Origin of the sequence: Paenibacillus sp. FSL F4-0243, from assembly GCF_037963295.1 — a bacterium.
GTDB lineage: Bacteria > Bacillota > Bacilli > Paenibacillales > Paenibacillaceae > Paenibacillus_AQ.
Window position 1 is genome coordinate 1712195 of record NZ_CP150151.1, and the last position, 18463, is coordinate 1730657.

The following is an 18463-nucleotide window of genomic DNA, read 5'->3' on the forward strand; positions in this document are numbered from 1 at the left end:
ATCCTCACTTCGTGATCTTCAACAATGTACTTTGGGTCCCCTAATCATGTAAAATATAAATAATACTGTTTATTCTGACTAGGAGGATCATATATGCCCGTACGTCAAGAATCGATGCACACTATGAATGCTGTACGCACTAATTTGGAATCCTGCATACTTGGAAAATCATTTGAAATACAATTATTGTTAACCGCTCTGCTTGCTGGTGGTCATGTATTGATCGAGGATGTACCGGGAACAGGAAAAACCCAGCTAATACGCGCACTTTCAAGATCAATGTCCGGTGAATATCGCCGAATTCAGTGTAATCCAGATATACTTCCGAGTGATATTACAGGTGTATCTGTTTATCATCCTAGGGATGAGATGTTTCATTTCCGGCCTGGTCCGGTGATGACGAATATTTTGCTAGCCGATGAAATTAACCGTGCTACTACGAAGACACAATCCGCACTTCTGGAAGTGATGGAGGAACGAAACGTTACCGTAGATGGAGAGACGTATCCACTTCCTCATCCTTTCATGTTATGCGCTACCCAGAATCCGATAGACTTTGAGGGAACCTATACACTGCCTGAAGCCCAATTAGATCGATTCATGCTGAGAATTAGCCTTGGATATCCTGATGCAGCGACGGAGAAAAATTTATTGCTGAGCCATCAGGAAGGCCAACCGGTGGACAGGCTTTCGCCAGTAACAAGCATGGAACAAATTGCAGGGATTCAGGAAGAAATTCGCGACATCTTCATGAGTGATCCTGTGCTGAATTACTTGTTAGATATTGTGCGGCAGACAAGAGAACATCCACTTGTAATGCTGGGTGCAAGTCCACGTGCCTCACTATCCTTTATGATGGCTTGTAAAGCTTATGCCTTTTTGCAAGGACGAGATTACGTTCTGCCTGATGACGTGAAGATCCTTACTCCATTTGCCTTGGGTCATCGAATATTGCTGCGTCCAGAGTCGCGCCTAGATAATATTAGCGTAGAATCTTTGCTTCAAAAGCTTCTGCAGAGTATTCATGTGCCTGTTACGATGAGGCAATGATATGAGACGTTATTTGTCGTCGGTTGCAGCCATCATTCAGCCCTCTAAGCTTGCAAGCATCCTTGTAATTTGGAGTATTACACTCTTATATGTACTTTTTCAGGGCGGGAAAACAGCATTTATGTTGTTTATCATGGTCTCTGTACTTATTGCATATTTGATTGCTGGAGGTTTAGGAGGCGTTCGGCGAGCTAAGGGCACTCGCAGTCTTTATTCTGAACAAGACAAGGGAGATTTGCTCTCTGCCGGAGGGCATCTTCGTGTAAAACTAAAGGTTACAATCCCCGGGATTTTACCCTTGCCTTACGTTGTTGTAAGGGAAGTTCTTAAGCGGCATAATGGAGAATCGTGGGTATTTGAAGAAAGTGTGATTCCAAGCCTCAGAGGCATTGGGGAACTGAAGTTTCAGACACCAGCCTTAGAGCGTGGAACATACACATTCGCTAATACGGATATTATCAGCCAAGATATATTTGGGCTTGTCGAGCATAAGGGAACATTTTTATCGGAAGGACAATTTCAGGTTTTGCCTCGTGCGATCTACGTTCCGCGCTGGCAGTTATATGAGAGAAAATCTCGGCTATCTGGACCGCAGACATCCGTTGTTCAATCTCGGCGTGAAACCACACAGATTAATGGCGTCCGTGACTATGTATATGGTGATCGCTTGACGCGAATTCACTGGAACGCTACTGCTAAGACAGGCTCTTGGAAATCCAAAGAGTTTGAGCATGAGTCGATTCCCAAAACCATTCTAGTCCTTGATGGAAGCACATCAGCTTATATGAATACGAATCAGTTCGAACTAGCAGTTTCGGTGACGGCATCACTACTCGGCTTCGGCATTCGGGAGAGAATTGGAATTGGACTGTGTTGTTTGGATAAGACGACGAAGGTGTTCGCACCAGTTGAAGGTGCTGCTGAGCGTCAGAAGATGATTCAATATTTAATCGATCTAAACGCTGAGGGACGCGGTCCGCTTATCTCCCGATTGGAAAAAGGATACCGTATGTTTCCTAAAGGCTCTTACTTCGTGTTAATTAGTCCACAGCGTGGACAGCCTGTACTTGATGCACTACGTTGGGCTGACAGCAGAGGAATGACTGCTTCTCACATTCATGTGCGAAATTTGGCAGAGGTAAATAGAGGTAACGATTGGATAGACGTCCTTAGATCTCGTGGAATAACCGGTTATGGTATTAGCTCGCTTCAAGAGCTTCCCTCAGTGTTAGGAGGGGAAGGTTGATATGAGAACCTGGTGGAATCAGATAAAATTCTCCTGGCACCGTTCCGTCGGCCTATTATGGCTATTGATTATTGCACAGCAGTGGATTTCTTATACGGAACCCATCTGGCTAAATCAAACCACTGCTTCTGTATGGGCTGCCCTATTAACGATCACTGTCATTGAGATTTTTATCCCTGTTAAAGTCCAATTCAGACTGATTATAGAAGCAGTAGCTATTATCTATATCGTTTATCGCAACATTACTAATTATGGAATTTATGTTCCTGATCCATGGGCCACAAGCCTTCTTGATAAGCTCCAGGATATTAGTGTGTATATGGTGCCGTATATCTGGTTTGCTCTTGGTGCCTCTGCTTTGCTGCTGCTATCGTCTTGGTGGGTATCCTCTAAGAAGCGTATCTTATGGTTTATAGGAATGAACATTGTAGCGCTGGCTGCGCTTGATTCCTTTACATCTATTGTATTGTGGCAGGAAGTGGCTTGGACAGTATTTGCGGGTATGGGCTGGCTTGTCAGCCAGCACCTGAGAAGTTTTCAGCTACATTATCCGCGTGGATGGGTACATTTGCTGGAATATCCCTCGAAAATAGTCATGAATATCGCAATCGTCTTCTCTCTGGTTATTTTAATCGGTGTGAATATGCCGGATGTAAGGCCTACTTTGACGGATCCTTATACGGCGTGGCAAGAGTGGAATGGAATTGGAAAGTCTTCTGGTAAGAGCACAACTGGAACAACAAATTCCAATACGGGCTCAGGTTCCTCGGTTAATAATACTTCGTCTGGCTATAGTCTGAATGATGACAACCTGGGCGGGGGCTTTAACTTCGATTATACCCCGGTGATGACAGTAGTTTCAGATTTACGTGTTTATATGCGAGGAGAAACCCGCAGAGTCTATTCTGGAAGTGGATGGTCGGATAAGGATCGATTGAAGCGAGGACCAATAGAAGAGGTGGAGACGGGGAAATCCTTGGAGCAAAGTGTGGCTTCTAAGGTCACTACCCGCACATTGAAACAGACGGTTAAAGTGCTTAACAATAATGAATTTCCGGTGTTATTCGGTGCTTATTCTGTAACTTCGGTGGATTCATTGAATGGTGAGGCAGCCGGGAAGGGTCTTTTCTGGAGAGATCGTGATAGTGAGCTTCTATGGGATATGGATAAGAAGAAACTAGACTATCCCTCGACCTTCGAGCTGACTTCTGAAGTTCCCGTCATTCCTGTTCAGGAATTGACAGCAAAGACCTATGAGGAGCTATACAAAGGTAATGATCTGGAGGAAAGCTTCCTTCAGCTGCCTGATGACTTCCCTCAACGGGTTAAAGATCTGGCCGAGGAAATTACAGCCCAAGGAAGAACACCGTATGAAAAAACAGCACTTTTGCAACAATACTTACAACAAACCTTTCCATATACCAACAAGCCGGATATAACACGTGTTTCAAGTGAGGATTTTGTAGATGGATTTTTGTTCGAGCTGAAGGAAGGTTACTGTGATTATTATTCTACGGCACTAGTCACTATGGCACGTTCCCTAAACATCCCTGCAAGATGGGTTAAGGGTTATGCACCTGGAGAACAGCCAGAAATGCCTATGAATCTGGCGCAGCAGGTGGGTGCGGCAAATAATAATTACACGATTACCAATGCAGATGCCCATTCCTGGGCTGAAGTCTATTTTGGTGAGTATGGTTGGATTCCTGTTGAAGCTACACCGGGGTTTAATGTTCCTCTCCTGACTAAGAATGAGCAAATACCGGAGACAGACCCGGAAGATCAAGATGAAATGGCAGAACCAACACCTGCACCTGTGACTAATGCACAAGCAGATCAAGGCTTCCATGTGGGTTTATGGGTAATTTTGGCGGCAGTGGTTGTATTATTATCCTGGACTATTTTTAAAGTTTGGCATATTCGCTTTAAGCTTCGCTTCTTCGTTCAACAGATGCGAATGGGCCGACCTTTAACGCCTGATCAGAAAGTTGTGGCTGAAACTGAGCGTTGGGTAAGGTATTTGCATCGTAAGGGAATGATGAAGGAAGAGCATGAAACATTGCGTGAAGCCGTAGTCCGCTGGAGTCAGGAACGACCTGCTGTGGCCAATCATCTTTCTTCACTGCTAACGATGTTTGAACAAGCGAAGTATAGCCCTGATGTTATTGAAGACAAAGACTGGCAGAGCGTGTATACTGAAGCTTTGCGGCTGCGGAGAACGATAAGATCCAAGAAATAGCCTTTATGCAGTAAATCATTGCTATAGATTTATTTGCGTAGCGCATGGAGTATGTTATAGTTTTTTGTATGAAATCGAGGTGAACGTATTGTTTGAAATGTTAGTTCCCAAACTCCGGGTGAATACGGTATTCGATATTTCTCTAGAAGAGCTGTATCGACAGGGATACCGTGGAATCATTACGGATCTGGATAACACACTGGTCGGTGCCAAAGCGCCTGTGGCTACTCCGGAGCTGTTGTTATGGTTTGAGAAGGTGAAGGAAGTGGGCTTTAAGCTCATCATCGTATCCAATAACAACATGGAACGGGTGTCACGCTTTGCTACACCGCTTAATATTGAATTTGTGCATCAGGCTCGTAAACCGAGTAATGCTCCTTTTCTCAAAGCGATGAAGCAGATGGAGTTGCCACCGGAGCAGACGATTGTGGTGGGAGACCAAATGCTTACAGATGTATACGGCGGCAATCGGCTTGGCCTGTATACCGTATTGGTGCTGCCAATCTCCGTTAAGGATGAAGGGTTCGGCACAAGATTTAATCGTCGGGTAGAGCGAGTTGCTCTGACACGGCTTCGTAAAAAAGGATTGTGGCACGAGGAGGAAAAATAGTAATGAACGAACAAAGTGAAACACAGCGTACTGAGAAGTGTAGCGGTTGTGGTATCAAGCTTCAGACGGAGCATAAGGATCAACCAGGATACCTTCCGGAAGTCGCACTAGATCGGGACCCTGTGATTTGCCAACGCTGTTTCCGGATTAAGAATTATAACGAGGCTTCATCTGTTTCTGTGAACCAGGATGAATTTCTTCGCTTGCTGAGTGGAGTAGGGGAGAAGAATGCACTTGTTATTCATATTGTTGACATTTTCGATTTTGAAGGCAGTTTGATTTCCGGCCTTCAGCGGTTTGTCGGTAATAACCCAGTTATTCTTGCAGTGAATAAATGTGATCTGCTGCCTAAGGTTACGAACTGGAATAAACTGCGTAACTGGATGCAACAACGCTGTAAAGAAGAAGGATTGCGGACAGCTGAAATCGTACTTTGTAGTGCGAAACGTAATCAAGGCTTTGACCGTTTACTGGAAGCTGTAACAGAACTGCGTGGTCAACGTGATGTTTATGTAGTGGGTGCTACGAATGTAGGGAAATCCACGCTTATCAACCGTTTGATTTCGGACTATAGTGATTTGGAGCAGGAGTTAACCACCTCGCGTTACCCTGGTACAACACTGGATACGGTCAAAATCCCACTAGATGATGGCCACTATATTATAGATACGCCAGGGATCGTGTATCCATGGCGTTATAGTGAACTAGTTGAGCGTCAGGATCTGGATGCAGTTATGCCGGCCAATCCGTTGAAGCCTGCTGTCTACCAGTTGAATGAAGGACAGACGTTATTCTTCGGTGGACTGGGACGTTTTGATTTCGTGCAAGGTCCGCATCAATCGTTCACTTGCTTTATTAGTGGTACTTTAAAAATCCATCGCACCAAACTGGAACGTGCAGATTCCCTTTATGCGGACCATCGTGGTGAAATGTTGTCTCCTCCAGGAAGTGACCGGATGGACAAGCTGCCACCATGGCAACGGCATGAGTTCCGAATTAATAAAGGCAGTCGGAGCGATCTATATATTTCAGGTTTGGGCTGGATTAAGGTCAACGGGACAGAAGGCGCAGTCGTGGCTATCCACGTTCCGCGTGGTGTGAAGGTGCTTACCCGCCCTTCGATGATCTAACGGGAGGCTATTACAGTGTCTTTGATAACTGCAACCGAGGGCTACAATACCGGGAATATTTTACTGGGCGTAATGGGAGATCCTATTATACAATCCAAATCTCCTATTATGCATGAAGCAGCACTGCAAGCACTGGGAATTCCGGGTGCTTACGTGCCGCTTCATATCCTTCCAGAGAATCTGGAGGATGCGGTGCAAGCGATTCGCACGCTTGGATTCCGTGGCGTAAATGTGACGATTCCGCATAAGGTTGCGGTGATGGCTTATGTGGATCTATTAGATGAAAGTGCGGTAGCCGTTGGTGCAGTCAATACGATTGTTAATAATAACGGGATACTCACCGGATATAATACGGATGGAATCGGTTATGTACGTTCGCTTAAAGCGGAAGCTATTTCTGATTTGTCAGGTACGAAGATTATGGTGATTGGAGCCGGTGGAGCAGCAAGAGGAATTGTTGCCGCACTGCTTCAGGAGAAGCCTTCTTCTATCCTTATCGCTAATCGCAGTGTTGATAAGGCACAGGACTTGGCTGCAGAGTGCCAGAGCAAAGGGAATGTGGTCGGGATTAGCATGAACGAAGTAGCGGAAATGCTAGATGGCGTTGATGTACTGATCAATACAACCTCCGTAGGAATGTATCCTCATATGGATGAGACACCTATAGATCCTGAACTGCTTCGTGCAGGGATGGTCGTAAGTGATCTGATTTATAATCCACTGCGCACGCGTCTATTGTTAGAAGGACTTGAACGAGGCTGTACGATTCATGGAGGCCTCGGGATGTTTGTCTATCAGGGAGCCTATGCACTGGAATATTGGACAGGGCAGCCTGCTCCTACGGAAATCATGCGACAGACCATACTCCATTGTCTGGGTGGAAAAGAGTAAGAAATGGATTCATCAATTTAGGGTAATAATATATGTTAATTAAGGAGTTATTCATTTATGTTAACTGGTAAACAAACACGGTATCTTCGTTCATTGGCGCATCACCTCGATCCTATTTTTCAAGTGGGCAAAGGTGGAGTAAACGATCACCTCGTACGTCACATTGAAGAAGCTATTGAGAAGCGTGAGCTTATGAAGATTAGTATATTGAGCAACAATATTGAGAATCCCAAGGAAATCGGTGCTGCATTGGCCGAACAATCGGGTTCTGAGCTTGTACAAGTGATCGGAAAGACCATTGTCCTTTATAAGGAATCGCGTGATAACAAAACTATTGAGCTGCCACGCTAATACCTGAAAGCATACTACCGAGGAGGTCGTCCTCTTGAAAGTTGGAATTATGGGAGGTACCTTTGATCCTCTTCATATTGGTCATATGATGGCAGCGGAAGCAGCTAGAGAAACTTATGGACTTCAAGAAGTATGGTTTATGCCTTCACATATTCCGCCTCATAAACATGAGGCAGGGGTATCTGGAGCAGATCGGCTGGCAATGGTGCAGGAAGCGATACACAATCATGAAGCTTTTCGCACATTAGATTGGGAAGTTGTCAGAGGTGGCGTTTCCTATACGTATGAGACCATAAGACGGCTGCAAGAGGCGTATCCGCATTTCGATCTTTATTTCATCATTGGAGCGGATATGGTCCAGTATTTACCGAAATGGAACGAGATTGAAGAGCTTGTGCAGCGGCTTACATTTATCGGCGTAGGTCGTCCGGGAACACCTCTTGATCTAGACGCATTGCCAACTTATATAGCAGAAAAGGTACTACTAGCAGATATGCCTCTGGTTGATATTTCGTCAACGATGTTAAGAGAACGGGCTGCAACTGGAAAATCCATTCGTTATATGGTACCTGAGGCAGTGTTCGATTATGTTCAAAGGAGTGGATTGTATGGCATACAGCCGCGAAGCTCTGATTGAGGCGGTCTCGACACAAATGCCTGCTAAGCGCTGGAAGCATACACTGGGCGTCATGGAGTCATCCATTCAACTAGCGGAGCAATATGGCGCTGATCCTGAGCGTGCGGAGACAGCGGCAATTCTGCATGATGTGGCCAAGTATTGGCCTGTGGAGAGAATGAAGGAGATTATCGAGCAGAATCATCTGAACTTGAATCTTCTGAAGCATGACAAGCAGCTGTGGCATTCGGAAGTAGGTGCCTTTGTAGCAGAGCAAGATTATGGAATCACAGATCCGGATATTCTTAATGCGATCCGTTTTCACACCTCAGGTCGTGAAGACATGAGTTTACTTGAGAAGATTGTCTGTCTCGCCGACTATATCGAGCCTGGCCGAGATTTTCCAGGCGTTGATAAGATACGTAAGCTGGCTAAAGTAAGTTTGGAAGAAGGACTAGTCGCTGGATTTGATTCTACGATTAGTTTGCTACTGGAAAAACGCCGAGTGATCTTTCCGTTAACGGTACTGGCGCGTAATGATTTAGTTAGAATATTGGAGGATAAAATATGAGTGTACAACCAAGCAAGCTGTTAGAACTGGCCCTTAAGGCTGTGGAAGATAAAAAAGCAATGAACGTAGTGGCATTAGATCTGCGTACTGTTTCACCGATTAGTGATTACTTTGTTGTATGTCACGGTAATTCGGATACCCAAGTTCAGTCCATCGCCACCGAAGTCCGCAAAGTGGTCCATGAAGCAGGCGGAGTAATTAAGGGGATCGAAGGAATGGATTCAGCACGCTGGGTGCTGATGGATCTTGGAGATGTTATTGTTCATATTTTCCACCGCGATGAACGTGAATACTACAATATTGAGCGTCTGTGGTCGGATGCGAAGGTAGTGGAGACTGTATGAGCCTGATTGCAGGAACTACAGTTACACTTAATGTAGTAAGAGAGGTATCCCCATACGGATTTTTCCTGAATGCAGGAGATCAGGATGTTATGCTGCATTATACTGAGCTTACCGAGAAGGTTAAGACAGGCGATAAAGTAGAAGTCTTTATCTTCTTCGATACCGAGGACCGTCTAGCGGCAACGATGAAGAAACCGTTTCTGACATTGGGCGAAATGGCCTTATTGGAAGTGGCTGATATCCATCCACGTCTAGGTTGCTTCTTGGAAATGGGTCTCGGACGGCAGCTGCTGCTGCCCATTCGTGAGCTTCCAGAGCTTCCAGAGCTGCGCCCTCAGATCGGCGACTATGTGTATGCGATTATGGAGCATGATAAACAGGGGCGTCTTCGTGCTAAATTAGCTGGAGAACAGGAACTAGCTCCGCTAGCTCTTCCTGCGCCTGAATCCTGGATGGGACAGAGTGTGACAGCCCGGGTGTACAAACCGCTGCAGATGGGGACTTTTGTTCTTGTAGATGCTGGGGTTTTAGGCTTTGGTATTATCGGTATGGTCCATTCCTCTGAACGGAGTCGTCTACTACGTCTTGGAGAGCAGTTCGAAGCACGTGTCTCCCATATTCGCGAGGATGGTCGAGTTAACCTTTCTATGGGTCTCCGTAAAGAAGTAGGCATGGATGTAGACTCTGCCACGATTTTGGAATTCTTGCATGCCCGTCCGGGTGGAGCGATGCCTTATTCGGATGCTACACCACCGGATATTATCAAGCAGCGTTTCGGAATTAGTAAATCAGCCTTTAAGCGTGCGCTTGGAAAGCTGATGAAGGAAGGCCATATTACCCAAAAAGAGAATTGGACGTATCTTGCTCCTAAGGAAGAGGAAGGTTCAACCGAGGGAAATGAAGAAACAACCGAATAATTTAAAACATAAGAGATCTTGTGGGGACGCCTAGAGCGTTTATGCTCGATGGGTCAATAATAGAATCATATTAAATGTTGTAATAGAAAGCGGTGTACTAGTGTCTTCCTATGGGAAATTTGCTTATGTATACGATGAGCTCATGGCAGATATGCCGTATCCTGATTGGATCTCCTTTGCTGAAACCGCATGGAGCAAATACGGTAAGCCTGTAACCGTGGCTGAGCTTGGCTGCGGCACCGGGAGTATCACTATTCCTTTGGCGGGTTCAGGGTATCATATGACCGGAATCGATCTATCTTCAGATATGCTCTCAGTGGCACAGCGCAAAATGGAAGAGCATCCCCAGGGACGGCGTTTCTTGCGCGAAGGTAGTGTTCGTTGGATTAGACAAAACATGAAGGAATGGGAGCTTCCAGAGCTTGTGGATTCTGTGATTTCTTTCTGTGATTGTCTGAATTATGTGCTGGAAGAAGACGATATCAGAGCTGTCTTTGCTAGTACCTTTGCAGGACTAAAGCAAGGCGGCACCTTTCTGTTCGATGTACATCATCCAAACACACTGATCCGTTATGAAGAAGAGCAGCCCTTTATTCTGGACGAACCATCGGTGTCTTACATTTGGACTTGTGAGATGGATGTTCCACGCCGCGAAATAGAACATCATCTGTCCATTTTCGCTCGCGAAGAGGGACGGAGTGATGTATATCGCCGTTTCGAAGAGACGCATATTCAGCGTGCCTACGATCCCCAGTGGATGAAGGATGAACTGCTTAAGGCTGGATTTAGTGATGTGAAGACCTACGCCGATTTCGAGTGGATAGAGGCGGATGATGATGCGGAACGTTTATTTTATATTGCTATAAAATAAATATTCAACATACTAAGAGGGGCTGTCCCAAAAGCTATGAAAATAGCTGATGGGACAGCCCTTCTTTTTTGAGTTCGGTGTGGTTCCTGCTATTGAAAACGAGGGGCTAAAAATAAGCAGATAACGTCATCTGAGTCCGTATGCTTCATGGAATGTTGGATTCATGATTCATGATTCATGTATGAAGAAGTAGCTCTAATTGCGCAAAATATGTATATCAAAAAAACCGGGCAGTGTTTATGCCACCCGGCATCTTCCAATCCTTACCGATGCTCAAACAGATCAATGGCACCCAATACGACATGAGCCAGACCAAATCCAAGTACGCCTGTTGCTGCCATCTTATACTTGCTTCCAAGAAAAGCGGCGCTAGAAGCGGTTACGACGGTTCCAAGAACAGCGGGAATTAGACCTTCACGCATTCGAAACACTCCTTCTCGGTGGTTTGGGAGACAAGGTTATTATGAGTCAAACTCAAAAAAATATACAAAGAAAAAGAAGACCTTAGACCAGTTATTGCTGGTTCTAAGGTCTTTTTGTTTAGGGAATGTTTTACTCTGATAAGGTAACGGCAGTACGAGAAGCGCCAATTTCAACTTCATGAACATCATATAGTACACGCGCCAGTAAGTCCTGGCTATAGTTGCCGAAATGTTTGCCGTAAATGGTGAGCCCGCGTTTGTTTACAGGCTTGTCCGTTACGGCTATCCGGAAAGTAAGCTCGCTCTTGTAATCAAGCTTAATATCATCCAGGGTCACGTCAGAAATTCGGCAACCGTCAATAAAGCTACCTTCATTATTGATACGGATCAGTTTGAGCATACCATATTGGTTTAAATGTGGAGGCCACCAGTCTGGATTAAACGTTCCACGCGTGTCTCCGAAATCTCCAGGACTAGTCCAGTAGCCGATTTCAATTCCATTTAAGTAGAAATAAAGATCGGAGGGATAGTTATCGTTAGATCCAGGGGCCTCAGAGCCAATCTCCATCGAGAATTGGATTTCGCGGAACGTTTGATTAGCTTTAAGATAGTTCGGAATTCTATACTCGAGAAAGCCTTCAGCCATCCAAATGATCTCGGATTCAATCCGCTGAGGATCAGCGAAATAACGGGGTTCGTCGAAGTCGCCGATAATGCTGTCTTTGGTAGCAAGTCCGCAGGTCGGAACAGCCTGATAGTTGCTATAATGTCCTACTTGGATTTCTACTTCGTAGAGATTATCAACATCCTTGCTGCGAAGATCAACAATAAGCTTATCCTTATTTAAATAGCAGACCTTCTGAATACCGTGTTTACCCACGGATGTGTTTATCTCGATGAGACCGCTTTCTTCTAACTTTTTAATATGCATCGTGATTGCGCCATTGCTGAGGTTCAGCTTCTTGGCAATTTCATTCAGATTCAGTGCTTGATTGGTAGCTAAAAGTTCGAGTATGAGGATTCTGATTTCAGAACTAAGCGCCTTGAATATTTCAAGACCACTCATTAAATCTTTAATATAGATCATTTTATCAATACCTTCTTCCAAATGGTCATAAATGAATACTGTTTTATGAAATTATAAACTAATATAGCATATAAATAAAGTATCCTTCCTTATTTTGTAGAATGATAAAAATAAGGGGGATTTTTTCCTGTTTTTGCATTTAATCTAATTTAATTTAAAAATTAATGAAACTAATTCACGAAATAAGATGGTTTTACACCGGAATCATGTTACTTTCACTATTTATTTTATAAAAGTATTAAAAGGTTTAAATAAATGTGTTTACAAGTCTTTTTGTCTATGCTATTTTTAAACTGAAAGTCTTAGAAAAGGACGTGAAAATCATTATGTTAGCTGCAACGCCCCCGATGGGTTGGAATAGCTGGGACTGTTACGGAGCTAGTGTTAATGAAGAAGAGGTAAGAGGCAACGCTGAATATATGGCTGCTCATTTGAAGGGATTTGGCTGGGAATATGTTGTTGTAGATATTCAGTGGTATGAGCCTGGAGCGAACTCTTCGCAATATCGTAACTTTGTACCGCTGGTCATGGACGAGTATTCCAGACTTCAACCGGCAGAAAATCGTTTTCCTTCCGCAAAGGGAGGCAAAGGTTTTGCCCCACTCGCTGAATATGTGCATGGATTAGGGTTGAAATTCGGCATCCATATTATGCGTGGAATCCCTCGACAGGCCGTTCATGCGGCAAGTTCCATTCTAGGGTCTGAGCAAACTGCACGTGATATCGCACATCCCAATTCTATATGTCCGTGGAATACAGATATGTATGGAGTAGATGCTTCTAAAGAAGGCAGTCAGGCTTACTATGAGTCTCTCTTCCAGCTGTATGCCAGTTGGGGCGTAGATTATGTGAAGGTGGATGATATTGCCGCTTCACGTATTTATGGATACCACAAAGACGAAGTTGCCATGATCCGTAAGGCTATCGACCGCTGTGGTCGTGAAATGGTGCTTAGTCTTTCACCTGGACCTGCTCCGGTAGAAGAGGCTGAACACTTAGCTGAACATGCTAACCTGTGGAGAATGACCGACGATTATTGGGATCATTGGCATTTGCTGCGTGGAATGTTCGAGCGCTGCGAAAAATGGGCTCCTTACGTTCAGCCTGGACATTGGCCAGACTGCGATATGCTGCCGCTAGGTCATCTTGGGATTCGTTCCGTTGATGGCGGGGGAGACCGATTTACAAGGTTTACTCCAGACGAACAGGTTACCATGATGACGCTCTGGACTATTTTCCGTTCGCCTTTAATGTTCGGGGGAGAGCTTAGAGACAATGATGAGTGGACATTATCTTTGTTAACCAATAGGGAAGTGCTTCACCTACATCATTTTGGTAAGGGTGGTAGACAAGTAGAGCGGAACGAAGAGTATGCGATCTGGACTTCTGAGGATGAACAAGGTAACCACTATGTAGCGTTGTTTAATCTCAGTGACAAAGAGTCGACACTCCAGGTATCGTTCCAAAAGCTAAATGTTTCAGTTCCAAAAACGATACGTAATCTGTGGCAAAGCCATTACCTGGAAGTTACTAATGAAGGGGTTACGCAGGTTCTTCCACCGCATGGTTCTGCATTGTTAAAGCTTTTATAGAGGAGAGAGATTATGGATACGAGTAGAGAGTACAACAACCCATTGGTGGAGCAACGTGCTGATCCATGGGTATATAAACATACGGATGGATATTATTATTTCACAGCTTCTGTTCCAGAATACGACCGGATCGAAGTAAGAAGATCGACAACCATCGAAGGATTAACTACTGCAGAACCAGTTGTAGCATGGCGCAAGTATGAGACGGGGCCGCTTAGTGCTAACATTTGGGCGCCGGAAATTCATTACATAGACGGAAAATGGTACATTTACTTTGCCGCAGCACGGACTACGGAGACGACGGATGGTTTGTTCGATCACCGTATGTTTGCGCTCGAGAATGCATCTGCTGATCCCTTAGAAGGAACATGGGTAGAAAAAGGTCAAGTGAAGACCGCTTGGGAATCGTTCGCTTTGGATGCGACAACGTTTCAGCATAAAGGAAAACTGTACTACGTATGGGCTCAGAAGGACCTGAATATTGAGGGTAATTCTAATCTGTATATTTCTGAAATGAGCAATCCGTGGACACTCACAGGTCCTCAGACTATGATTGCTACTCCAGAGCATGACTGGGAAATTATTGGGTACAAAGTAAACGAAGGCGCAGCAGTACTGAAACGAAATGGTCGTATCTTTATCAGCTTCTCGGCGAGTGCTACAGACTTCAATTATTGCATGGGACTATTAGTAGCGGATGAAGACAGCGAACTTCTGGAGGCAGCTTCATGGACTAAACTACCAAATCCAGTATTCCAAACGAATGAAGAAAATGGACAATTCGGTCCAGGCCATAATAGCTTTACAGTCAATGAAAATGGGGAAGATGTGCTCATCTACCACTGCCGCAATTATAAAGAAATTACTGGCGATCCTCTTTATGATCCAAACCGTCATACTCGCGCTCAGGTCTTCCATTGGAATGAAGATGGCACGCCGAATTTTGGAGTTCCTGTTAGGGATGCGCAATAAAAACAATCCGTTTTGCAAAAAAAGAGGGTTACCCATTAGCCACGTAAATGGCCGCTGGGTAACCCTCTTTTTCATATGTTACGTGTTGCTGCTTAAGGTATATATTGTTGCACGATGGAGGTGATTATGCCGTCCTGAATCGTAAGGTGATAAGGAAACTGGCTTAGATCGAAAATATCCGTTTTATTAAATTGATCGATAAATTGCTGTAAGGTAATGGCTTCGTTCCACTGAATGTCTAAGTCCTCAATGTTACCAGTGTGATCAAAGATCTGCATGGTTACTTTTGCGTTATCCGCGATCGGATAGGTTGTCAGTGTATCAACATCATTAACAACATAATATCCGTCTGGAGCCCCGCCAATTTCTGCTGCACCTTCTGGGTCTCTTTCAGCAAAGACTCGGTCAGCATCAGCACCCTGATACCAGTTTATTTCATCGGCTGTAATGGAAAGCTTGCCATTCTCGGATTGAATAGTATGGATATATACCGTCTGTTGCTGAGTCTTGCCACTATCTTGCGCATCTACTCGTGTTCCAACGGTACTAGCAGTAGTAATTAGGGAAAGAAACAATAGAACAACAACCGGTAACACATACGCTGACTTTTTCTTAAACATTAGAAATCTCCCCCTTGAGATATGTAAAAAGGTTGTATATATCTTATTACCCGCTACGTTTTTTCCTAAACGGGCTATATACTTCTATTACGTTAAAAGAGCAGGTTTTGTTGCAATTTTTTAAAAATATTTCTGAAAAACGATGCCGGTCATGAATCCACTAAAAATGATAGTAAAAGTTTGTCTCCTCGGGCATATTAAAATGTCAAAACATACAGATTAGGGGGAGCAACGAATGGGTGGAATACTACGGATTTATAGGAACGACTGGCGCAACGTATTTAAGGTTCCTGTGGCCGTGTTCCTGATCGCTGCTTTGGTGGTGTTACCTTCTGTATATGATTGGTTTAACGTTGCGGCGGTGTGGGATCCCTACAGTAATACCTCTGGCATTAAGATTGCTGTAACCAGTTTGGATGAAGGGACCACTGTGAAGGATAAGAGCTTCAATATCGGCAATGATGTCATGGAAAGTCTTCGGAATAATAAAAGCTTAGGCTGGACCTTCGTAGATGCAGAAGCTGCGCACAACGGTGTGAAGCGTGGAGATTATTATGCGAGTATTGTTATCCCTGCTGATTTCTCCAAAAGAATGACAGGAATCCTCGAAGGCAGGATCGTGAAACCAGAGATTGAATATACCGTCAATGAGAAGATCAATGCTATTGCCCCTAAAATCACAGATAAAGGTGCCTCTTCAATTACAACACAGATCAGTGAGAATTTTACGGAAACCATTAGCGAAACCGTATTTACGGCTTTAAAGCAAATTGATTCAAAATTCCAATCTGAATTGCCTATTATACGCAAGGTTGAAAAAGGGTTGTTTATGTTAGAGGCAAGTCTCCCCGAGATTGAAACGGCAGGCCAACATGTATTGAAAATTGAAGAGCAATGGCCGCAAATTCATGCATCGGCAACGCGCATCTCTAAGCTGGAGGATAAGCTGCCTGAGGTGGAAAAGGCGGGATTGGCTTTAGAAAAAATAGCTGAACATTGGCCTCAAATTGCCAATGTTGCAGATCATTTAGGGGAGCTGCAGGATAAGCTACCAAAAATTGAACAAGCAGCACAGCTAATCGTTCAACTTGATAATCATTTTGGTGAAGTGGAACAAATCATGGACAAGGCGTCGGAAGGTCTTGCGGAAGCAAATAAAGTTGTTAACACTGCCCTAACTGCGCTACCTAAGGCCGACAAAATTGTAACTGCTGGAAATGATTTTGTTCTAGAGCTTCAACAGTTCTTAGAGAAGAGTAATGCTGCATTTGAAGCGGTACCTGCCGCCCTCAAACAAAATATATACCTGCTGCAAAATACGGAGAACGCAATAGTTCAGCTTGCTGAACTGCTGCAGGGAGAAGATCTTGACCCGCAAGCGGTACGCGAGCAACTTGAGTCAGTTTCCGCTCAGCTGGTGTCGGGAAGTAACGTGATGGATCATACGCTTTCTTTGTTATCAGCACTGAATACATTCTCACCAGGAACAGTAACTAATGCTGAGATTGGCACCTTGAAGGCTGTAAACAATGCCTTGAGCAGGCAGTCTTCTTTGGTAAACTCGCTGGCGACGGATCTACAAAATGAGGGTCAGCCTGATCCGAGTAATGTTAAGCAATTGGGTCTTAAATCTGGCGAAGGGAACGTAGCCATTTCGAAGCTTATTTCCGAATATGAAGCGGCAACTATCCCTGCTATAAAAGATACATTAGAGCAAATATCCACTGCTGCTGAGACTACAGCCACTGCCCTGGAACAAGTTCCGGATCGTCTATCGGCGCTGGGTACCCTTCTTGAGGAGACTATGGCAGCGATTGAGTTCGGACAATCAAGCTTGGCTAGTCTACAGCAGGACTTACCAGCTATTCGTGAAGCGGTACATACAGCAGCTAGCGGTGTCGCAGATAAGACACAGAGCTTTGGTACTTTTGTTCGTGATACACTTCCGCTAATTCAGAGCAGCTTGCCTGTTGCAGGAGAAAAAATACAACAAGCTGCAAATTTCGTCCGTCAGGATCTGCCGGCTGTAGAGGAACGGGTGCACCAGATTTCTGATCTGATTCGTACAGGTCTCCCCCGTGCGGATAAGGGAGTGGCGGTCGCAGCGGATATGGTGCGAAATGATCTTCCGATACTGGAAGATTCGATTCGTAAAGCGGCAGCTACCATCCGTCAGATCAAAGATGAGGTGGATCTGGGAGAGATTGCTGAGCTGCTCGGAGGGGATATTAAGAGCAAAAGTGATTTTTTAGCCAATCCGGTAGTATTAAAAGAGAATAAGTTATATCCTATTCCGAATTATGGTTCGGCTATGACTCCTTTTTATGTTGTACTTTCCTTATGGGTAGGCGGCACACTCCTAATCTCACTTCTCCGTACGGGAGTAGATACTGAGGGAATTGTGTACAAACGGTATCAATTGTATTTTGGACGTCTGCTGACGTTTCTTACGGTTGGAATTCTGCAAGCGTTGGTGGCTGTACTTGGGAATATCTTTATTCTGAAATGTTATGTGGTGGACAAGGTGTGGTTTGTCCTTTTTGCAGTATTAATTAGTATCGTATTCGTGACGATTGTTTTTACCCTTGTCTCCGTATTCGGCAATGTTGGGAAGGGGATAGCAATCGTATTCATGGTGCTTCAATTCTCAAGCTCTGGCGGTACGTTTCCAATCAGTACAACAGGTCATTTCTTTCAAATGTTGAATCCGTTTATGCCATTTACTTATGCGATTAGTTTGATGCGGGAGGCGGTAGGGGGGATTCTGCCGGAAGTGGCGATTCGCGATTGTCTTTATTTGATCCTATTCGGTGTAATAGCACTCTTACTGGCGCTAACGCTCAAAAAGCCGCTGGAGCGTTATATCGAAAAGGCGGCTGAACAAGCCGAAGAATCCAAATTGATCTCTTAAGAAAAAAGAGGTTGTACCTAAGC

General features: G+C 44.5%; 18 protein-coding genes. 15 read left to right on the forward strand and 3 right to left on the reverse strand.

Going from position 1 to position 18463, the window contains the following annotated elements:
* Nucleotides 1-93 precede the first annotated feature (93 nt).
* From NSS87_RS07740 to NSS87_RS07795, 12 genes are all read left to right on the forward strand, one after another.
* Nucleotides 94-1050 (forward strand): MoxR family ATPase, encoded by a 957-nt coding sequence (locus tag NSS87_RS07740; protein ID WP_076284318.1) that lies wholly within the window; start codon nucleotides 94-96, stop codon nucleotides 1048-1050.
* Between the two features lies 1 nt (nucleotide 1051).
* Nucleotides 1052-2296 carry a DUF58 domain-containing protein gene (locus NSS87_RS07745; protein ID WP_042185961.1) on the forward strand — a complete coding sequence of 415 codons (1245 nt, stop codon included), beginning with the start codon at nucleotides 1052-1054 and terminating at the stop codon, nucleotides 2294-2296.
* A gap of 1 nt (nucleotide 2297) precedes the next feature.
* Nucleotides 2298-4535, forward strand: a complete 2238-nt coding sequence (locus tag NSS87_RS07750) for a transglutaminase domain-containing protein (protein WP_339246048.1) — start codon at nucleotides 2298-2300, stop codon at nucleotides 4533-4535.
* Nucleotides 4536-4623: 88 nt separating this feature from the next.
* On the forward strand, nucleotides 4624-5145 hold the full coding sequence (locus NSS87_RS07755) for a YqeG family HAD IIIA-type phosphatase (RefSeq protein ID WP_042193454.1): 522 nt from the start codon (nucleotides 4624-4626) through the stop codon (nucleotides 5143-5145).
* A gap of 2 nt (nucleotides 5146-5147) precedes the next feature.
* A complete protein-coding gene (gene yqeH / locus NSS87_RS07760; protein ID WP_076284315.1) occupies nucleotides 5148-6275 on the forward strand; it encodes a ribosome biogenesis GTPase YqeH in 1128 nt (375 codons plus the stop codon).
* Nucleotides 6276-6290: 15 nt separating this feature from the next.
* A complete protein-coding gene (aroE, locus tag NSS87_RS07765) occupies nucleotides 6291-7166 on the forward strand; it encodes a shikimate dehydrogenase (RefSeq protein WP_269321813.1) in 876 nt (291 codons plus the stop codon).
* 57 nt (nucleotides 7167-7223) lie between these two features.
* On the forward strand, nucleotides 7224-7517 hold the full coding sequence (gene yhbY, locus NSS87_RS07770) for a ribosome assembly RNA-binding protein YhbY (RefSeq protein WP_042185967.1): 294 nt from the start codon (nucleotides 7224-7226) through the stop codon (nucleotides 7515-7517).
* A 34-nt stretch (nucleotides 7518-7551) separates the two neighbouring features.
* Entirely contained in the window at nucleotides 7552-8154 is a 603-nt protein-coding gene (locus tag NSS87_RS07775; RefSeq protein ID WP_042185968.1) for a nicotinate-nucleotide adenylyltransferase, read from the forward strand.
* On the forward strand, nucleotides 8126-8704 hold the full coding sequence (gene yqeK / locus NSS87_RS07780) for a bis(5'-nucleosyl)-tetraphosphatase (symmetrical) YqeK (protein ID WP_042185970.1): 579 nt from the start codon (nucleotides 8126-8128) through the stop codon (nucleotides 8702-8704). The genes NSS87_RS07775 and yqeK overlap by 29 nt, the downstream gene beginning before the upstream one ends.
* Entirely contained in the window at nucleotides 8701-9048 is a 348-nt protein-coding gene (rsfS, locus tag NSS87_RS07785) for a ribosome silencing factor (protein WP_042185972.1), read from the forward strand. Before yqeK ends, rsfS begins: the two co-directional genes overlap by 4 nt.
* Nucleotides 9045-9965 carry a S1-like domain-containing RNA-binding protein gene (locus NSS87_RS07790; RefSeq protein WP_339246055.1) on the forward strand — a complete coding sequence of 307 codons (921 nt, stop codon included), beginning with the start codon at nucleotides 9045-9047 and terminating at the stop codon, nucleotides 9963-9965. Before rsfS ends, NSS87_RS07790 begins: the two co-directional genes overlap by 4 nt.
* A 100-nt stretch (nucleotides 9966-10065) precedes the next feature.
* A complete protein-coding gene (locus NSS87_RS07795) occupies nucleotides 10066-10836 on the forward strand; it encodes a class I SAM-dependent methyltransferase (RefSeq protein WP_042185976.1) in 771 nt (256 codons plus the stop codon).
* Nucleotides 10837-11099: 263 nt separating this feature from the next.
* Here NSS87_RS07795 and NSS87_RS07800 read toward each other — a convergent pair whose 3' ends face one another.
* The gene (locus NSS87_RS07800) at nucleotides 11100-11258 is read right to left on the reverse strand and encodes a hypothetical protein (RefSeq protein ID WP_036675694.1); all 159 of its coding nucleotides are present in this window, start codon (nucleotides 11256-11258) and stop codon (nucleotides 11100-11102) included.
* Between the two features lie 130 nt (nucleotides 11259-11388).
* Nucleotides 11389-12345 (reverse strand): winged helix-turn-helix transcriptional regulator, encoded by a 957-nt coding sequence (locus NSS87_RS07805; protein ID WP_339246058.1) that lies wholly within the window; start codon nucleotides 12343-12345, stop codon nucleotides 11389-11391.
* Nucleotides 12346-12659: 314 nt separating this feature from the next.
* On the opposite strand from NSS87_RS07805, the gene NSS87_RS07810 reads away from it, so the two are divergent.
* The gene (locus tag NSS87_RS07810; protein WP_339248466.1) at nucleotides 12660-13937 is read left to right on the forward strand and encodes a glycoside hydrolase family 27 protein; all 1278 of its coding nucleotides are present in this window, start codon (nucleotides 12660-12662) and stop codon (nucleotides 13935-13937) included.
* 12 nt (nucleotides 13938-13949) lie between these two features.
* A complete protein-coding gene (locus tag NSS87_RS07815; RefSeq protein ID WP_339246059.1) occupies nucleotides 13950-14909 on the forward strand; it encodes a family 43 glycosylhydrolase in 960 nt (319 codons plus the stop codon).
* Nucleotides 14910-15001: 92 nt separating this feature from the next.
* On the opposite strand, the gene NSS87_RS07820 is transcribed toward NSS87_RS07815, so the two are convergent.
* Nucleotides 15002-15529, reverse strand: coding sequence for a hypothetical protein (locus tag NSS87_RS07820; RefSeq protein ID WP_339246062.1), 528 nt, complete (start codon nucleotides 15527-15529; stop codon nucleotides 15002-15004).
* A 235-nt stretch (nucleotides 15530-15764) separates the two neighbouring features.
* On the opposite strand from NSS87_RS07820, the gene NSS87_RS07825 reads away from it, so the two are divergent.
* Nucleotides 15765-18440, forward strand: a complete 2676-nt coding sequence (locus NSS87_RS07825) for a YhgE/Pip domain-containing protein (protein ID WP_339246064.1) — start codon at nucleotides 15765-15767, stop codon at nucleotides 18438-18440.
* Nucleotides 18441-18463: the final 23 nt, after the last annotated feature.

What these genes read in the sequence shown, in the direction of transcription:
- NSS87_RS07815 (WP_339246059.1), top strand. Translation starts at nt 13,950, where the DNA reads ATGGATACGAGTAGAGAGTACAACAACCCATTGGTGGAGCAACGTGCT.
- NSS87_RS07745 (WP_042185961.1), top strand. Translation starts at nt 1,052, where the DNA reads ATGAGACGTTATTTGTCGTCGGTTGCAGCCATCATTCAGCCCTCTAAG.
- NSS87_RS07800 (WP_036675694.1), bottom strand. Translation starts at nt 11,258, where the DNA reads ATGCGTGAAGGTCTAATTCCCGCTGTTCTTGGAACCGTCGTAACCGCT.
- NSS87_RS07820 (WP_339246062.1), bottom strand. Translation starts at nt 15,529, where the DNA reads ATGTTTAAGAAAAAGTCAGCGTATGTGTTACCGGTTGTTGTTCTATTG.
- rsfS (WP_042185972.1), top strand. Translation starts at nt 8,701, where the DNA reads ATGAGTGTACAACCAAGCAAGCTGTTAGAACTGGCCCTTAAGGCTGTG.
- NSS87_RS07825 (WP_339246064.1), top strand. Translation starts at nt 15,765, where the DNA reads ATGGGTGGAATACTACGGATTTATAGGAACGACTGGCGCAACGTATTT.
- NSS87_RS07790 (WP_339246055.1), top strand. Translation starts at nt 9,045, where the DNA reads ATGAGCCTGATTGCAGGAACTACAGTTACACTTAATGTAGTAAGAGAG.
- NSS87_RS07805 (WP_339246058.1), bottom strand. Translation starts at nt 12,345, where the DNA reads ATGATCTATATTAAAGATTTAATGAGTGGTCTTGAAATATTCAAGGCG.
- yqeK (WP_042185970.1), top strand. Translation starts at nt 8,126, where the DNA reads ATGGCATACAGCCGCGAAGCTCTGATTGAGGCGGTCTCGACACAAATG.
- NSS87_RS07750 (WP_339246048.1), top strand. Translation starts at nt 2,298, where the DNA reads ATGAGAACCTGGTGGAATCAGATAAAATTCTCCTGGCACCGTTCCGTC.
- yhbY (WP_042185967.1), top strand. Translation starts at nt 7,224, where the DNA reads ATGTTAACTGGTAAACAAACACGGTATCTTCGTTCATTGGCGCATCAC.
- NSS87_RS07740 (WP_076284318.1), top strand. Translation starts at nt 94, where the DNA reads ATGCCCGTACGTCAAGAATCGATGCACACTATGAATGCTGTACGCACT.
- yqeH (WP_076284315.1), top strand. Translation starts at nt 5,148, where the DNA reads ATGAACGAACAAAGTGAAACACAGCGTACTGAGAAGTGTAGCGGTTGT.